The sequence below is a fragment of the Streptomyces sp. WAC 04229 genome (genome assembly GCF_003947455.1).
Lineage (GTDB): Bacteria > Actinomycetota > Actinomycetes > Streptomycetales > Streptomycetaceae > Streptomyces.
In genome coordinates this window covers 14,432-30,121 of record NZ_QHJH01000019.1, presented here as the reverse complement: position 1 = coordinate 30,121, position 15,690 = coordinate 14,432, and the positions used below count along the sequence as shown (strand labels likewise).

The following is a 15,690-nucleotide window of genomic DNA, read 5'->3' as shown; positions in this document are numbered from 1 at the left end:
CGCGTGCCGCCGGCTGCGGATACGCTGATGACCAGATCAACAGGTGTGCGGGGCAGGGAAGTCGGGAAGGCCGCAGGAGCGACAGTGGTGGCGATCGGGGGCGGGAATGGCCGTTGACGGCGGTTACGCGGACTTCTTCGGACCGCAGGTGCCGCGCACGGACGACGGTGGCCAGACGGCCACCTTCGCGCTGGCGTCGGCCGCCTACCGGGACGGCGAGCTGGCGGAGATCAAGAAGGCCGACAACGAGTGGCACCAGACGACCCTCAACGCGGGCCGGTCCTGGGCCACGATCTTCCGGCCCAACCTCGGCGAGGCCTTCTCCCGCGCGGTGGCCGACCGCATGCTGGGCAGCGACCGCAAGCCGCTCATCCAGTCCTTCGGGGCGGAGCCGCAGGTGGTCGTCGAGCACTGTCTGGCGGCCAACGGCATCCGCAGGGCACGCGACGCCCGGCTCTCCATGGTCATCCTGCTGTGCGGGGTGCTCTTCCTGCCCGGGATGCTGATCTGGCTGCTGGGCTTCCAGATCCGCACCACCGTCGCCAAGTCGGAGAACAAGCAGGCCGGTGCGCTGGGCACCGCGGTGCTGCTCGCGATCGCCGTGCTGGCCGTGCTGTTCCTCGTGAAGATGCCCTTCACCGGTTTCTGGGCCTGGTACGCCCGCGCGGCGGTCGTCCTGCCGGTCGTGGGCTGGTTCTGGGCCAAGCGGATCTGCGAGGGCACCGCGAGGGACCTCCGCGAGCGCTGGGACGGGCTCCTGTCGGGCAGCGGCGTCGGCGCCAAGGTGCCCGAGGCGGTCCCCAGCAACCCGAACGAGACCTCTGCCGAACAGCTGCGCCAGTCCCTGGCCAAGCTCGGCGCCGAGCAGCAGTCCAACTCCGTGTTCTACGCCGGTCCCAAGGGCATACTCGGCATGGGCACGCGCTGGGGCAGCTGGCATCTCGCCGAGGACCTGGCACCGGCCGACCCGGCGCGCGAGATCCACCCCTTCCGCAGCTGGGACGTCGTGAAGTCCATCCACGACCAGCTGCGCATGCTGGAACGCGGTCCGCTGAACACCGGCGGTTTCACCAAGCCGTCCATACGGCACTGGGTGGTCACGCCGATCGGGGAGAACGCGAAGGCGGTGTCCCGTCCGGAGGGCACGGACGTCGAGGCGTACCAGGTCAAGACGCACGCGATCCAGGAGATCTGCAACAAGCAGCAGTTCGGTGCCGGTGACCGGCACTACCTGGGTGTGCAGTGGACGCTGTGGGACGGCCAGTTGGTCATCACCATGCTGATCACGGTGACCGTGCTGCACGAGACGCTGCGCATCGAGGTCACCGGCCATGCGCTCGGTCCGGTGAACCCGCTGTTCACCGCCAAGCCCGAGGCGCCCTCCAAGGAGGTCGCCAAGTCGTTCAAGCCGTGGGAGACGCGCAAGGTGATGCTCCCGCTGGTCACCGCGGGCGAGGTGGTCCGCCTCGCCGTGCGCGCACCGCTCACCTGGTATCCGCCGCTGCTGAACTGGCTCGGCGGCACGATCGGACTGCCGGAGCCGTTCGGGCTGCGGCACGCGTGGGCGGACCAGCCGTGGCGGCACCGCTTCATGGCCGACGACGCGTTGCGCGCGGCGGCGCCGGTGCTGCGGGTGGTGCACGCGGCGTCGATCAAGGTGCTGGAGGAGAACGGCGTGGACACGGAGAAGTTCGGCACGCGGTCGGCGTTCCTGAGCACGGCCGTGCAGGATGCGACGCCCGGGAAGGCCGACCTCTACAACGCGTAGGTCCCGTCGGCGGGTCGATACACCTAGGCGGAGGGCCAGGCCTCCGCCAGCATCTTGCGGGTGTCGCCCAGAAGCTGCGGCAGCACCTTCGTGTGGCCGACCACCGGCATGAAGTTGGTGTCGCCGCCCCAGCGGGGCACGATGTGCTGGTGGAGGTGGGCGGCGATGCCCGCGCCGGCCACCGTGCCCTGGTTCATGCCGATGTTGAAGCCGTGGGCGCCGGACGCGGTGCGCAGCGCCGTCATCGCCTGCTTGGTCAGCGCGGCGAGTTCCGCGGTCTCCACGTCGGTCAGATCGGTGTAGTCGGCGACGTGGCGGTACGGCACGGTCATCAGGTGGCCGCCGTTGTACGGGTACAGGTTGAGCACCGCGTAGACGTGCTCACCGCGGCGGACGACCAGCCCGTCCTCGTCGGATTTGGCCGGGATCGAGCAGAAGGGGCAGCCGTCGTCGGCGCCCGGGCCGCTCGGCTTGTTCTCGCCCTGGATGTAGGCCATCCGGTGGGGCGTCCACAGGCGCTGGAACGCGTCCTGCGTCCCCACCCCCAGCTGCTGCTCCGGCTCACTCGTCATGCGTGCAGCATATGGCGTCGTGTACGGCGACAGGGAAAGGCCCCCGGGAGATCCCGGGGCCCCGCAAGCCCGCGATCAGACCTGCACCCGCTCCTCGACCACCGTCGCGATCTTCGCGATGGCCTCGTCGACGGGGATGCCGTTCTCCTGGGAGCCGTCGCGGTAGCGGAAGGAGACCGCGTCGTTCGCCATGTCCTCGTCGCCCGCGATGACCATGAAGGGCACCTTCTGCTTCTGGGCGTTGCGGATCTTCTTCTGCATCCGGTCGGAGGAGGTGTCGACCTCGACGCGCAGGCCCTGCCTGCGGGCCGCCGCGGCGAACTTCTCCAGGTGCTCGACGTGCGCGTCCCCGATCGGGATGCCGACCGCCTGGACCGGGGCGAGCCACGCCGGGAAGGCGCCCGCGTAGTGCTCCAGGAGCACCGCGAAGAACCGCTCGATCGAGCCGAACAGCGCGCGGTGGATCATGACCGGACGGGTCTTGGTGCCGTCCGCGGCCGTGTACTCCAGGTCGAAGCGCTCCGGCAGGTTGAAGTCGAGCTGGATGGTCGACATCTGCCAGGTGCGGCCGATGGCGTCCTTGGTCTGCACGGAGATCTTCGGTCCGTAGAAGGCGGCGCCGCCCGGGTCCGGGACCAGGGGCAGCCCCTGCTTCTCGGCGACCTGCCGCAGCGTCTCGGTGGCCTCTTCCCACGCCTCGTCGGAGCCGACGAACTTCTCCGGGTCCTTGGTGGACAGCTCCAGGTAGAAGTCGGTCAGGCCGTAGTCGCGCAGCAGGCCGAGCACGAAGGTGAGCGTCTTGTCGAGCTCCTCCGACATCTGCTCACGCGTGCAGTAGATGTGCGCGTCGTCCTGGGTGAAGCCGCGGGCCCGGGTCAGGCCGTGCACGACACCCGACTTCTCGTACCGGTACACGGTGCCGAACTCGAACAGGCGCAGCGGCAGCTCACGGTAGGAGCGCCCGCGCGCGTCGAAGATCAGGTTGTGCATCGGGCAGTTCATGGGCTTGAGGTAGTAGTCCACGCCCTCGTCGAGCTGCATGGGCGGGTACATGCCGTCGGCGTACCAGTCCAGGTGGCCCGAGGTCTCGAAGAGCTTCCCCTTGGTCGCGTGCGGGGTGTAGACGAACTCGTAGCCCTCCTCCTCGTGGCGGCGGCGCGAGTAGTCCTCCATGACCCGGCGGATGATGCCGCCCTTGGGGTGGAAGACGGCGAGGCCGGAGCCGATCTGCTCCGGGATGGAGAAGAGGTCCAGCTCGCTGCCGAGCTTGCGGTGGTCGCGCTTCTCGGCCTCGGCGAGGAACTCCAGGTGCGCCTTCAGCTCGTCCTTGGTGGGCCAGGCGGTGCCGTAGATGCGCTGGAGCATCGGGTTCTTCTCGCTGCCGCGCCAGTAGGCGGCTGCGTTGCGCATCAGCTTGAACGCCGGGATGTTGCGGGTGGTGGGCAGGTGGGGGCCTCGGCAGAGGTCCTTCCAGCACAGCTCGCCGGTCTTGGCGTCCAGGTTGTCGTAGATCGTCAGCTCGCCGGCGCCGACCTCGACGTCCGCGCCGTCGTCGTGCGACGCGGAGCCCTTGAGGCCGATCAGCTCCAGCTTGTACGGCTCGTCGGCGAGCTCCTCGCGGGCCTCGTCGTCGCTCACCACGCGGCGCGAGAACCGCTGCCCGCGCTTCTGGATCTCCTGCATCTTCTTCTCGATGGCCTTGAGGTCATCGGGGTGGAAGGGCTTCTCGACGTCGAAGTCGTAGTAGAAGCCGTCCTTGACCGGCGGGCCGATGCCCAGCTTGGCCTCGGGGAACAGCTCCTGCACGGCCTGCGCCATGACGTGCGCGGTGGAGTGCCGCAGGATGTTCAGGCCGTCCTCGGAGGAGATCTCGACGCCCTCGACGGTCTCGCCGTCGCCGACCTCGTAGGCGAGGTCCTTGAGCTCACCGGCCACCCGCGCCGCGACGATCGAGCGCTCGCCGGCGAAGAGCTCGGCGGCCGTAGTGCCCGTCGTCACCACGCGTTCTTCCCGCTCGGAATCGCGTTGGATGATCACACGGACGTCTGACACCGGTCTCTCCTGACTGAAGGTGGGGCCGCGGCGCCATACCGGAGCGCACGCATGAGGGCGATCGTACCGACCCGGACCCGTGCACCGCGAAATCATTCCCGGCGGCGGCCCTCACCCCGCGTCGTCGTCCTCGGCGGTCCCGCCCTCGCCCTCGCCGTCACCTCCGCAGGTCTCCTCGAAGAAGGCCGCCACCTCCACGTGCTCCTGGACCGCCTTGAGCAGCCGGTCCCGCTCCGCGTCGTCGACCTGCACCGGGGCGATCTCGCAGGCCCCGGTGAGCCGGCGGAAGCCGCCCCGGCTCTCCAGCCTGCCGAGCACCCGCACCGGCAGTCCGACGAGGTGGGCGTGGCCCGCGATCCGGTAGGCGTCCTCGTCCAGGGTGATCCGCACGTGCGGCACCTCGGCGCCGGCCAGCACCCGCAGCCGTACGGTGCCCGTGCCGCGCGGTCCGGAACGGCGCATGCGGACGACGGTGCCGGTGATCCGCACCGGCACGGAGGGCTCCGCGCGCAGGTAGCGGGCGGCGGCCTCGCGCAGGGCGGGCAGGTCGCCGGGCGAGAACTCGACGGGTTCGGCGAGGGCGCCGCAGCCCTCGGGGACGCCCGCGGCGGGCGCCCAGTCGACGGCGATCCCGGCTCCCTGGGTGCCACGGACCAGGGCGACCAGCGCCTCGGTCAGCTCGTGGCTGACGCCGGCCCCGACGGCGGCGTCGAAGGCTTCCATGCCGCCGGTGGCCCGCCGGTAGTCGACGGCCTCCCGCGCGGCGTAGAGGGCCTGGTGGAGGGTTACGGCGAGCGGGCGGCCGGTGGTGACGGGCACGAACGCCGTCAGTCGGCGACCGCCCGGGGCCGCGCCGACCAGCACGTTCTCCAGGGCGGTGGCGGCGGTGCGCCGGTGCCGGGCGCCGAAGTAGCCCGCACGCGCGCGCGTGGCGAGCGCTCCGGCGAGCAGCATCCGGCGGGCGGCGGCGCGCAGCTGCTCCTCGGCGGTCCAGGAGGCGGTGTCGCCGGGTCCGGTCGGCACGTCGCGTGCCCAGCGGATCTCGTCGCTGGGGACGGCGAGTGAGACGAGGATCTCCCGGGCGGCGGGGGTGGCGCTGCGGGACAGGGCGAGCAGCGCCTCGCCCAGCAGGTCCTCGCTGTCGGGGAAGGCGCGGCTGACGGGCACCAGCAGGCTGGTGGCTCCGGCCGCCGGGCCGGGTGGTGTCCAGCGGCCGTAGCGGCCGGGGGCGCCGCCGCGCCGCTGCCAGCCGTGCCGGTGGAGCAGCGCGGTCAGGACGGCCGGGTCGACGGCGGCGGACTCGGGCGGGCGGCCGTCGTCCCAGCCGGTGTCGTCGCCGGCGGGGTGCGGCCGTACGGCGCGCAGGGGTTCGCCGGTCGGGCGGTGCGTCATGGTTTCCCTCCCGTACCGACCCGGGTCATGATCTCGCACAGCGCCCGGTCGTCGAAGACCCGCGCGGTCGGTATCCGCACGGTGGTGCGCCGCCGCCCGGTGACCGGGTGTCCGGCGAGGTTGGTCCAGTAGCAGCAGTGCTTGAGGTCGAGCCGGTCGTGACCGGCCCGCAGCCACTGGTCCCTGGACCGGGGGACGATCATCACGACCAGGATCTTGTGCACGGAGACCGGGGTGCGGGCGAGCTTCGCCAGGTGGTCGTTGTCCAGCGTGAAGGAGAAGAAGCGGCCGGGCGGCTGCGGCGGGATCTGGTACGTCGCCTTGAGCTGCACCTTGATGGTGACCTCGTCGTCGACCGTGTGCCTGGGGGCGCTGTGGCTGACGTGCCAGTCGATGCCGTTGTCCGGGAAGGGCTGCGAGAGCGAGCAGCCCGCGGCGGCGGCGACCGCGTGGAGGTAGCCGACCTGCAGGGTCTCCATGCAGGCGGTGGTGGCGAGGGAGCCGCGGGTGGGCGCGGTGCGCTCCGGCAGCAGCCCGCCCCGTTCGGGCTGCGCGATGGCCATGACCAACAGCCTTCCAGAACTGGTGTGTCCGTGTCACGGGCCGCTGAACTGCGAGGACCCGTAATCCTGTTGTGTCCTTCCGGCGTACGTCGCAAACAGCCCGGGTATCACCGAACCGGGACAGAGGACGGCGTGTCAGCCGGTGTGTGTGGACGAGGAGTTGAGTGCCCTATGGCGAGCTGGTTCGAGGGGCCGCTGGCCGCCTTCGACACGGAGACGACGGGTGTGGACGTCGAGACCGACCGGATAGTGTCGGCGGCGCTCGTCGTCCAGGACGCGCCCGGGCTCCGGCCGCGCGTCACCCGGTGGCTGGTGAACCCGGGCGTGCCGGTGCCGGAGTCGGCGACGGCGGTGCACGGGCTGACCGACGAGCATCTGCAGCGCCACGGCCGCTGGCCGGCGCCGGTGATGTACGAGATGGCGGAGGCGCTGGCCGAGCAGGCCCGCGCCGGGCGTCCGCTGGTGGTGATGAACGCGCCGTTCGATCTCACGCTGCTGGACCGCGAGTTGCGCCGCCACCGCGCCTCGTCCCTGGGCCGCTGGCTGGAGCGGACGTCGCTGCACGTGCTGGACCCGAGGGTGCTCGACAAGCACCTGGACCGGTACCGCAAGGGCCGCCGCACCCTCACCGACCTGTGCGCGCACTACGGCGTCGAGCTGGCGGAGGCGCACGACGCGGCGGCCGACGCACAGGCGTCGCTGGAGGTGGTGCGGGCGGTGGGGCGGCGCTTCCCGGGCCGGCTGGAGCGCCTGTCCCCCGCCGAGCTGCACACGCTCCAGGCGGTGTGGCACGCGGGGCAGGCGCGGGGACTGCAGGCGTGGTTCGCGCTCAACGGCACCGAGGAGCCGGTGGACCCGGCCTGGCCACTGCGGCCGGATCTGCCCGCGGCGGCGTGAGCCCGGACGCGCACGCGGCGGCGTACGAAGAAGCCGGTCCGTCGGGTGACGGACCGGCTCTTCCCGGGTGGGCGATACTGGGTTCGAACCAGTGACCTCTTCGGTGTGAACGAAGCGCTCTCCCACTGAGCTAATCGCCCGGGAACGCACCGAACAATACAGGGCCCGGCGCGCTTCCATCAAACCGCTTGCCGGCCGGCTTCCAGGTACGCGGCGAGGCCGCGCCGCCCCGCCCGCATCATCAGCCGGTGGTTGGCCCGGAACAGCGGCCGCCCCGGCACGGCGAACCGGCGCAGCAGCGGCTTGCGCACCTCGACCTCCTGGTCGTAGCGGGCGAGGGTGCCGGGGCCGCGTGGGGTGACCGTCCAGCGCGCCCACCCCTCCATGTCGCCGCGCATCGCGACCTCCAGGACCCCGGCCGCCGGGTCGCGGTGGCCCTGGTACAGGGTCGCGGTGAGGTCGTACGGGAGCAGCGAGCGGAAGCGGAGGAGTCCGCTGGTGTCGTCGAGCCGGGTGACCTCGCGCACCTGCGGCCACCAGCGGGGGTAGTCCTCGATCCGTTCCAGCGCGCGGTAGACGTCCGGGGCGGGCGCGGGCAGGGTCCACAGGCTGCGGAATCGGTACTGGTTCCAGTCCACCTGTGGAGTGTGCCCGTCCCCGCCCGCGTCACGTGCCGTCTACGGCATCCTGTCGCCGATGAGCGCCAGGTTCTCGATGGCGGCGAGGCCGTAGAGGGCGGTGTCGTTGGTGGACACCCAGCTCGCCTCGCTGCCCGGCACCAGGGCGACGGGGCCGGTCAGCTTCTCCGTCGTCCAGGGCGCCGACTCCTTGTAGCCGTCGGAGTCGTAGAACTTGGCCCACGCGCGCGTGGCGAGCTTCTCGTCGCCGGTCCGCACGGCCGCGTAGGCGTCGAGGCGCGAGTGGCCCTGGAAGAGGATGAGGCTGCCGAAGTCCTTGCCGTACCGGGCCGCCTGTTCGGCCTTGGTGGCGTTGAAGTAGCGGCAGTAGTCGTAGTACGCCTCGTGGAACGCGGGCATGTCGACGAGGTCGATCAGCTCGGCGCACAGTTCGTTCAGTCCGAAGACGGCCGACAGGTGGGAGACCTCGACCTTCGGCGTGTCGGCGACGGCGAACCTCCCGGTGTCCAGGTCGTACAGGCCGCTGCCCTGGACGAAGCCGTTGGGCTGGGCGGCGATGGTCTCCATGGTGGACAGGACGCGGTCCCGGGCCTTCTCCCACTTGGGTCCCACGCGTTCCCACTCGGTCAGCCAGGCCGACACCAGGCCGCTCCAGTCGGTGCCGAAGCCGATCGACAGGGCGTGCCGGTCGGGTGTGTACGGCTCGGTGCGGATCTTTCGCAGCGGGTCGAGGGCGAGGAAGGTCTCGTCGGAGTCGACGCCTGCGTGCATGAGGTCGCCGACGCGTTCGTCGGCGGTGAGGAAGTAGTAGAAGCGGCGGTAAGTGGTGTTGGCGATGCGCTGCTGCTTGGCGCTGTCGGCGTAGTGCTGGACGCCGTGCCGCGTGCCGAGGCCGGCCCATTCGCCCAGGTGGTAGACGTCGACCTCGCCGGTGTGCCGGGTCATGGCCTCGGCGAAGCGGAAGATGTCGGCCCGGCCGGAGCGCAGGTAGGCGTACCAGAGCCACAGGTCCGGGGAGAGTTCGGAGTTGTCCCAGGCGTAGCCGCCCACGTCGTAGCGCCACTGGTGGCGGGCGGTGTCGTAGGAGTGCATGACGTCGCCGTAGTCCCAGAAGCCGTACCAGCGTCGCTGCTCCACCTGGTCCTTGTAGTAGGTGAAGAGGAAGTCGAGGTGGTCCTCGATCCTGGCCTTGGCGGGCGTGGAACGGTCGGGTTCGGAGTACAGGCCGGGGCCGAAGACCCTGGACCTGATGAACTGTGCGGGCGGGGCGGCGAGCTGCGGAGGTGTCCGCACGGCCCGGACCTGTCCGGCGAGCGTCTTGGCGCTCGGGGTGGCGGCGTTGGCCCAGAACATCAGCTCGCTGGTGCGGGCGATGCCGTACGGGGTGCCGAAGCCGGGTTCGTAGTCCTCGTAGGTGATGTTGAGGCCTTCGAGCTGTTCGGCGTAGCTGTCCTGGCCCATGCCGTCGTGGTAGAAGCGCAGGTCCATGGGCTGGGCCTCGGGTGACCAGAGCCAGAGGGTGACCTCGGCCGCGTCGGTCCGGGCGTCGCGGATGTCGAGCTGGGCGGGGTGCTTCTCCCAGAAGTCGCGCAGGCCGAAGGAGAGGCCGCCGCTCACGCCGCCGACGTAGCCGAAGCCGGAGGCGCGCCGTCCGCCGCCGGCGCCGATCCAGCCGTGGCCCTTCCCGGTGCGCTTGCGGACGGTGAAGCCGTCGGCGGACAGCTGGGAGAGGGTGTGGTCGCCCCACTCGGGGATGTACGGGAGCCGGGTGGTGACGCGCTGGTCCCAGGTGGCGGGGTCGGGCAGCTTCTCACCGGCGAACTGCGCCGCCTGTACGGCCGCCCCGGGGTCGCGGCGCAGTCCGGTGATGCCCTTGACGGCCTCGCGCAGCAGGCCGGTGCCCTCGCCGCCGAGGCGGATGTGGCGGTCGTAGGACTCGTCGCGCATGGGGACGGTGAAGCGGACGCCGAGGCCCCGGACGAAGTCGCCGTCCGCCTTCCCGGGCTCCTGCTTCCCGTCGAACGTGATGGTGTGCACCATGCGGAAGGAGTCGGCGCCCGCGTAGAAGTAGAGGCGGACGGAGAAGGGCAGCAGGCCGCGGCGTCCCTTGCGGTGCTCGCCGTCGACGCGGACCACGGCGCGGACGGGGCCGTCCTGTTCCACCTTCACCTCGTGGATCGCGCCGTCGAAGCGTTCGGACCTGACCGTGCCCTGCTCGTCGTCCTCGATCTCGGGCCGGCGCAGCACGACGAGGCGGCCGTTCCTGGCGATCTCGGTGGAGCCGCGGACGACCGACTTGACGAGCGTCGATCCCGACGTGCCGATCCGTGCGGTGATGACGCCGGTCGATATGTCGATGGTGCCGCCGCGCCGGTCGACGGTGATCTTCCGGGTGGGTGCGGCGGGCGTACCGGCGGCCAGGGTGAGCGTGCCGGTGCCCGAACCGACGGCGTGCGCGGTCCACTTCAGGGAGCCGTCCGGCCACTGGGCGAGCGGCCAGGACTGCACGGGTACGTCCTTGCCGTCGGCGTCCGTGACCGCGAAGGACTGGTCCGCCCGGAAGGTGCCCCGGGGCCAGGGGACGCCGACGGTGGAGCCGGGTGCGGCGCCGAGGCCGCCGTCCTCCAGCCAGGTCAGGGTGACGGGGCTGTCGTCGGCCACCGCGGCCTGCGCGTTCTTCGTGCCCAGTGCCCAGCTGAACTGGGCGGCGGCGCCTGCGACGGCGGCCGCCTTGAGGAGGGACCTGCGGGGGATGCGTGACATGGCCTTCCTTTCTTGTGACAGGGCTCTTGGGGCAGGGCATGACTGGCAGGGGCATGACAGATGGTGAGAGGCAGGGCCACGGGCCGGGAACGCGGTCGGAACGGGCCCGTCAACGCCGCCGGTGGCGCTCCTCCACGGCGACGGCAGCCGCCGCCACCGCACCCAGGACGACGACCCCCAGCGGTGCGCTGAACCAGGCCGAGCAGACCACGAGCGCCAGTCCGCTGACGAGGAGGAAGGAACCGGCGGGGTCGAGCACGGTGCGCCGGGCGGCCCTCGCGAGCAGCGACCGCCAGGAGGCACCCGGGCGCCAGGCCGCCGCCGCGCGCAGTCCCGCCACGGCCGCGCCGATGAGGGCCATGACCCCGACGGCACCCACGTAGGCGCCGCCCGGCAGTCCGTCCCGGACCGCCCGCACGTCCACCCACACCACCGCCAGGGCGACCCACCCGCCGACTCCGACGAGCCACCCGCGGCGCGCCGCGGCCCGGAAGTCGGCCGCGAACTCCCGCAGCCCGCCGCGCTCGTGCGCCAGCCGGCGTCCGAGGTGGCGCGCGCCGGCCGCGAACGCGGCGGGGTAGGTGACCAGCGGCAGCGCCGCCACCGCGATCCACACGCCGGTGAGCAGGCACTCGGCGAAGAGGGCGAAGCCCTCGGCGAACCGCGACTCGCCCCGCTCCCCCGCCCGCTCCGTACGGGCCTTCGCACGCGCCTGGGTCATGATCGGCTCACCTCAGCCCTTCAGCCCGGACGTCGCCATGCCGTCGATCAGATAGCGCTGGAAGGCCAGGAAGAAGGCGAGCACGGGCAGCAGCGCGACGAGGGACATGGCGATCATGCCGCCGTAGTTCGCCAGCCCTTCCTGGTCCACGAACATCTTCAGACCGAGCGAGACGGTGTACTTGCCGGGCTCGTTGAGGTAGATCAGCGGGCCCATGAAGTCGTTCCAGGAGTTGATGAAGGTGAAGATCGCGCTGGTGATCAGGGCCGGCCGGCACAGCGGGAGCACGATCGACCAGTAGATCCGGAAGTGCCCGCAGCCGTCGAGGCGGGCCGCCTCGTCCAGTTCCCTGGGCAGGTTGCGCATGAACTGGACCATCAGGAAGACGAAGAACGCCTCGGTGGCCAGGTACTTCCCCAGCAGCAGCGGGGTGTACGTGTTGATCATGTCCAGGTTGCGGAAGAGCACGTACTGCGGGATCAGCAGCACGTGGTACGGCAGCAGCAGCGTGCCGATCATCAGCGTGAACAGCAGATTGCGCCCGGCGAACCTGATCTTCGCGAAGGCGTAGGCCGTGAGCGAGCAGGACACCACGATCCCGATCACGGAACCGACGGCCAGGAACAGCGAGTTGAGGAAGAAGGTGGAGATCGAGATGTCCGCGATGCCGTCGGCGAGGCTCGTGTAGTTGGAGACGATCGGGTCGCCCGGAAAGAGGTCCAGGCTGCCGACGATGTCACCGCTCTCCTTGAAGGAGCCGCCGACGACCCAGAGCACCGGATAGAGGATCACCGCGAGGATCGCCAGCGACCCGAGGTGCCAGGCGAGCGAGCCCGGCAGCCGGCGCCGCAGGGCCCCCTTCGCGGCGGCGGTCGGCGTGACGTCCGTGGCCTGCGCGCTCATCGGCCGCCCTCCTCGTAGTGCACCCAGCGCTTCTGGGACCAGAACAGCACCGCGGTGACCAGGGCGACCGCGACCAGCAGCATCCACGCCATGGCGGAGGCCAGGCCCATGCGGCTGTTCTCGAACCCCTGGACGTACAGGTAGCAGGTGTAGACCATCGTGCCGTCCGCGGGACCGCAGGCGTTGCCCCCGGCGCCGCCGCCGACGATGTAGGCGGAGCTGAAGATCTGGAACGAGTGGATCGTCTCCAGCAGGACGTTGAAGAAGAGCACCGGGGAAATCATCGGCAGGGTGATGTTCCAGAACTGGCGCAGTTTGCCCGCCCCGTCGACGTCGGCCGCCTCGTACAGCTCGCGCGGCACCTGCTTGAGGCCGGCCAGGAAGATGACCATGGGGGCGCCGAACTGCCAGACGGTGAGCGCCACCAGGCTGTAGATGATCAGCTCCGGGTCGCCGGTCCAGCCTCCGGCGCCGATCCCGAAGAACTGCTGGGTACGGTCGACGACCGCGTCGTCCGAGAAGATCGCCTTCCACACGATGGCGATGGACACACTCGCGCCGATCAGCGAGGGCGCGTAGAAGGCGGCCCGGTAGAAGGCCTGCCCGCGCCGCTTCTGTGCCAGCAGCAGCGCGACGCCGAGCGCAGCGAGCAGCTTGATCGGCGTACCGACGACGACGTACCACAGGGTGATCCGTACCGAGTGGCGCCAGCGGGGGTCGCCGAACATCTCGGAGAAGTTGTCCAGGCCTATCCACCTGGGCGCGTCGAAGAGGTTGTAGTCGGTGAACGCGAAGTAGAGCGAGGCGACCATCGGTCCCGCCGTCAGCAGCAGGAACCCGGCGATCCAGGGGGACATGAAGAGGTAGCCGGCCAGGTTCTCCCGGCGTCCCCGCCGCTTCTGCGCGGCGGAGCGCGCGGGCTTCTCCGGGGAGGGCCGCGGCCGGGAGTCCCGGGCCGGGCCCGCCATCGCGGGGGCGTGTGTCACGGTGCCTTTCCCCTCAGCCGGCGAGGGCCGTCTTCGACTCGGTGAAGAACTGCTCGACGGCGTCCCCGACGGATCGCGAGCCGAGCGCCATCTCCTCGGCGATGCGCAGGAAGGCGGCCTCGCAGATGTCCGCGCCGTTCGGGTGCGGAGTGATCGGCTCCAGCACGCCCGACTCGACCAGCGACTCCTCATAGGCGGCGATGGCCTTGTTCACCGGGTCGGTCGGCCGGTAGGCGTCGTACTGGGCCTGGGTGGTGGGAACACCGCGGTCGTAGCCCATGATCTTGGCCACCTCGGGGTCGTGGACCATGAAGTCGATGAACTGGGCGACCTCCTTGGGGTGCTGGGTGCGCTTGTAGGCGCTCAGCATCAGCGAGCCGAGGTACTGGCCGGTCTTCTTGCCGTCCGTGGTGGGGATCGGCGCGAGTCCGTACTCGCTCTTGCCTTCCGACGTGTAGCGGACGGTGAAGTTGTCCCAGGTGAACTCGCTGCCGGCCAGTTCGGCGGAGAGCGCCGACTTGGGCTTGATCTGCGCGACCTTCTTGGGGTCGGCGAAGAGGCCGGACCGCACGGCCTTGTCCGCCTTGGTCCACCAGGCGGTGAGATCGGCCTCGGTGAAGCCGAGTCCGTCCTCGGTGAAGAAGGCCTTGCCGTTCTGCCGCAGGTACAGGTCGTAGAGGTACATGACCCCGTACATGCCGCTGTCGCCGGCGCGGCCCGTGCGGTCCCGGACCCTCGTCATCGCCTCCTCGAAGTCGTCCCACGTCCAGCCCTGTTCGGGCTTGACGCCCGCCCGGGTGTAGACGGGCTTGTCGATGACCAGGGCCATGGAGTTCGAACCGACGGGCACGCCCAGGAGTTTGCCGTCGATCTCGCCGAACTTCTCCAGGCCCGCGCGGAATCCGTCCATGGAGAGGTTTCCGGCCTCGACCTGCCCTCCGAGGTCGAGCAGGACATTCTTCGCGTCGTATTTGCGAAGGAATCCGATGGCATTCTGGAAGACGTCCGGCGGATTCCCCCCGGAAGCCTGGGTGTTGAACTTCTTCCAGAAGTCGGTGTACGGCTGAAAGTCCGTCTTGACCTTGATCTTCGGGTACTTCTTCTCGAAGAGCGCGATGGTCTTGTTGATGCGCTCTGCCCGGTCCTCGGCACCCCACCAGGAGTAACGGATCGTCACCGAACCGTCTCCCGAACCGCTCCCGCCGCCGCACGCGGTGACCGTGGCCCCCAGCCCCGTGACGGCCAGCGAAGCTCCCGCCGCCTTGAGGACCGTGCGCCTCCCGACCTGCTTCCGCGCATTCCCGTCCTGCTGCATACGAGCCTCCCCGCGACGCGGCCTTCGCCTCATGAATCGTTTCAAGTAAGCGCTTGCTGGCACAAGGTACGGAGGGCCCGGAAGCGCGTCAACGATTCGGACAGGAATTTACCGGCGCCCGGCGCGACGAGCCGCAGGAACCGTTTCGGGGGTGGCGGCGGAAGCGCCCGAGAAGAGCCAGGTGGGCGCCGCGCGGCCGACGGGCCGAACACCGGGTGGCCCGCCGGCGCGCGGGCCGCGGAAGGTCACGGTTGGATGACGGCACCCGGAAACGGAACCGTCGCGCGGGCGCGCCGGCGGACACCGGGAGCGACCGGCAGACCCGGGCCGGACCCGCCGAGGGCGGACACGTACGCACCAGGTGACGGGCGCGTACGCGCCGGGCGGCGGACGCGGGCCCGCACACCGGAGGACGGGCACGACAGAACGGCCCGGCTCACGATCGTGAGCCGGGCCGCCTGATGATCCGGTGGGCGATACTGGGTTCGAACCAGTGACCTCTTCGGTGTGAACGAAGCGCTCTCCCACTGAGCTAATCGCCCGGACGCAGGAAGAACATTACCCCATGTCAGAGGCGCCCGTGACCAGGCGGTACCGGGGCACCGCGCCCGTCGCGGGCGGTCACTGGTCCTTGATCTTCCAGGGCAACTCGAGGCCGAACTTCCACAGGTAGATCCCGGCGAGCACGGCGAAGATCACCACCCCGACCGAGGTCAGGATGATGTTCCTGCGGCGCACCCTGGGGTCGAGGGCGCGCTGAGCCGCCTCGGTGACCTTGCGCTTGGTCCAGCGCAGCACCAGCTGGGCCCAGACGAACTCGGTCGCCCAGATCGCCATGCCTCCGAAGATCACGACCCAGCCCGGTCCGGGCAGCGGCAGCATGATGATGCCGGCCACCACCACGGCCAGGCCGACGATGAACACGCCGACCTGCCAGCTCAGGTGCAGGGCGCGGCGCGCCTTGATGAAATCCGGTGCCCGCGAGCCGAGCGCACGCTCGCCCGTGGCGTCGTCCGTCCCCGTACGGTCTTCCGCCACGGCACCCTCGCCGGGCTTGTTACTCCCCGTGTTCATACGGCCAAACACTACCCGAGCGAAACCTGTCACCGGAATGGGCGCA

General features: G+C 70.5%; 13 protein-coding genes and 2 tRNA genes. 2 read left to right on the top strand and 13 right to left on the bottom strand.

Going from position 1 to position 15,690, the window contains the following annotated elements; all coding sequences use genetic code 11:
- Positions 1–106 precede the first annotated feature (106 nt).
- Positions 107–1,768, top strand: a complete 1,662-nt coding sequence (locus DMH12_RS08360) for a CvpA family protein (protein WP_125490915.1) — start codon at positions 107–109, stop codon at positions 1,766–1,768.
- Positions 1,769–1,791: 23 nt separating this feature from the next.
- On the opposite strand, the gene DMH12_RS08355 is transcribed toward DMH12_RS08360, so the two are convergent.
- The 4 genes from DMH12_RS08355 to DMH12_RS08340 form a co-directional block, all read right to left on the bottom strand.
- Positions 1,792–2,340, bottom strand: a complete 549-nt coding sequence (locus DMH12_RS08355) for an HIT domain-containing protein (RefSeq protein ID WP_125490914.1) — start codon at positions 2,338–2,340, stop codon at positions 1,792–1,794.
- 75 nt (positions 2,341–2,415) lie between these two features.
- The gene (gene thrS, locus DMH12_RS08350) at positions 2,416–4,392 is read right to left on the bottom strand and encodes a threonine--tRNA ligase (RefSeq protein WP_125490913.1); all 1,977 of its coding nucleotides are present in this window, start codon (positions 4,390–4,392) and stop codon (positions 2,416–2,418) included.
- 111 nt (positions 4,393–4,503) lie between these two features.
- Entirely contained in the window at positions 4,504–5,784 is a 1,281-nt protein-coding gene (locus DMH12_RS08345) for a hypothetical protein (protein ID WP_125490912.1), read from the bottom strand.
- Positions 5,781–6,347 carry a DUF4365 domain-containing protein gene (locus tag DMH12_RS08340; RefSeq protein ID WP_125490911.1) on the bottom strand — a complete coding sequence of 189 codons (567 nt, stop codon included), beginning with the start codon at positions 6,345–6,347 and terminating at the stop codon, positions 5,781–5,783. The genes DMH12_RS08345 and DMH12_RS08340 overlap by 4 nt, the downstream gene beginning before the upstream one ends.
- A gap of 171 nt (positions 6,348–6,518) precedes the next feature.
- Between DMH12_RS08340 and DMH12_RS08335 the strand changes: the two genes are divergently transcribed.
- A complete protein-coding gene (locus tag DMH12_RS08335) occupies positions 6,519–7,244 on the top strand; it encodes a 3'-5' exonuclease (protein WP_122617219.1) in 726 nt (241 codons plus the stop codon).
- Positions 7,245–7,312: 68 nt separating this feature from the next.
- On the opposite strand, the gene DMH12_RS08330 is transcribed toward DMH12_RS08335, so the two are convergent.
- From DMH12_RS08330 to DMH12_RS08290, 9 genes are all read right to left on the bottom strand, one after another.
- Positions 7,313–7,384 (bottom strand) — tRNA-Val (locus DMH12_RS08330).
- A 39-nt stretch (positions 7,385–7,423) separates the two neighbouring features.
- Entirely contained in the window at positions 7,424–7,882 is a 459-nt protein-coding gene (locus DMH12_RS08325) for an SRPBCC family protein (protein WP_125490910.1), read from the bottom strand.
- 39 nt (positions 7,883–7,921) lie between these two features.
- Entirely contained in the window at positions 7,922–10,645 is a 2,724-nt protein-coding gene (locus DMH12_RS08320) for a Tat pathway signal sequence domain protein (protein ID WP_125490909.1), read from the bottom strand.
- Between the two features lie 109 nt (positions 10,646–10,754).
- Positions 10,755–11,366 carry a hypothetical protein gene (locus DMH12_RS08315; RefSeq protein WP_125490908.1) on the bottom strand — a complete coding sequence of 204 codons (612 nt, stop codon included), beginning with the start codon at positions 11,364–11,366 and terminating at the stop codon, positions 10,755–10,757.
- Between the two features lie 12 nt (positions 11,367–11,378).
- Positions 11,379–12,269: a carbohydrate ABC transporter permease gene (locus DMH12_RS08310; RefSeq protein ID WP_125490907.1), complete on the bottom strand. Its 891-nt coding sequence runs from the start codon at positions 12,267–12,269 to the stop codon at positions 11,379–11,381.
- On the bottom strand, positions 12,266–13,237 hold the full coding sequence (locus DMH12_RS08305; protein WP_185832207.1) for a carbohydrate ABC transporter permease: 972 nt from the start codon (positions 13,235–13,237) through the stop codon (positions 12,266–12,268). The genes DMH12_RS08310 and DMH12_RS08305 overlap by 4 nt, the downstream gene beginning before the upstream one ends.
- A gap of 31 nt (positions 13,238–13,268) precedes the next feature.
- A complete protein-coding gene (locus DMH12_RS08300) occupies positions 13,269–14,570 on the bottom strand; it encodes an ABC transporter substrate-binding protein (protein WP_125490905.1) in 1,302 nt (433 codons plus the stop codon).
- A 470-nt stretch (positions 14,571–15,040) separates the two neighbouring features.
- Positions 15,041–15,112, bottom strand: a tRNA-Val gene (locus DMH12_RS08295).
- A gap of 79 nt (positions 15,113–15,191) precedes the next feature.
- The gene (locus DMH12_RS08290; protein ID WP_125490904.1) at positions 15,192–15,644 is read right to left on the bottom strand and encodes a TIGR02611 family protein; all 453 of its coding nucleotides are present in this window, start codon (positions 15,642–15,644) and stop codon (positions 15,192–15,194) included.
- Positions 15,645–15,690: the final 46 nt, after the last annotated feature.

Bases quoted from the DNA above. Each gene is read 5' to 3' on its own strand.
- DMH12_RS08360 (WP_125490915.1), top strand. From the start codon at position 107: ATGGCCGTTGACGGCGGTTACGCGGACTTCTTCGGACCGCAGGTGCCG.
- DMH12_RS08355 (WP_125490914.1), bottom strand. From the start codon at position 2,340: ATGACGAGTGAGCCGGAGCAGCAGCTGGGGGTGGGGACGCAGGACGCG.
- DMH12_RS08345 (WP_125490912.1), bottom strand. From the start codon at position 5,784: ATGACGCACCGCCCGACCGGCGAACCCCTGCGCGCCGTACGGCCGCAC.
- DMH12_RS08340 (WP_125490911.1), bottom strand. From the start codon at position 6,347: ATGGCCATCGCGCAGCCCGAACGGGGCGGGCTGCTGCCGGAGCGCACC.
- DMH12_RS08335 (WP_122617219.1), top strand. From the start codon at position 6,519: ATGGCGAGCTGGTTCGAGGGGCCGCTGGCCGCCTTCGACACGGAGACG.
- DMH12_RS08320 (WP_125490909.1), bottom strand. From the start codon at position 10,645: ATGTCACGCATCCCCCGCAGGTCCCTCCTCAAGGCGGCCGCCGTCGCA.
- DMH12_RS08315 (WP_125490908.1), bottom strand. From the start codon at position 11,366: ATGACCCAGGCGCGTGCGAAGGCCCGTACGGAGCGGGCGGGGGAGCGG.
- DMH12_RS08310 (WP_125490907.1), bottom strand. From the start codon at position 12,269: ATGAGCGCGCAGGCCACGGACGTCACGCCGACCGCCGCCGCGAAGGGG.
- DMH12_RS08305 (WP_185832207.1), bottom strand. From the start codon at position 13,237: ATGGCGGGCCCGGCCCGGGACTCCCGGCCGCGGCCCTCCCCGGAGAAG.
- DMH12_RS08300 (WP_125490905.1), bottom strand. From the start codon at position 14,570: ATGCAGCAGGACGGGAATGCGCGGAAGCAGGTCGGGAGGCGCACGGTC.
- DMH12_RS08290 (WP_125490904.1), bottom strand. From the start codon at position 15,644: ATGAACACGGGGAGTAACAAGCCCGGCGAGGGTGCCGTGGCGGAAGAC.